General features: G+C 43.2%; 1 protein-coding gene. It reads right to left on the reverse strand.

Annotated features, from left to right (window positions below; translation table 11 throughout):
* Positions 1-280 (reverse strand): Ig-like domain-containing protein (locus tag AC1M9A_RS14440; RefSeq protein ID WP_481610495.1); only part of this gene is annotated, 280 nt, incomplete at both ends.

Genomic DNA, 280 nt, shown 5'->3' on the forward strand with positions numbered 1-280 from the left:
CAGTTGTATCTACAGTTAATTTGCCATCCGCAGTTTCAGTAGCAGTATTACCCACCGCATCTTTCGCTTCAGCTTTAACTGTATATTCACCTTCTGGTAATTCTTCAGTCGGTGTGAACGACCAGTTACCTTCTGGATCTACAGTCGCATCACCTGTTGCTACAGGGTTGCCATCTTTGTCTAAGATTTCAACTTTTACTGTTGCACCTGGCTCAGTCTTACCTGAGATTGTTGGTGTAGTATCGTTTGTTGGCTTAAGCTCATCGATGGTTAATTCAGG

It is taken from the genome of Acinetobacter sp. ANC_7634 (assembly GCF_056779875.1).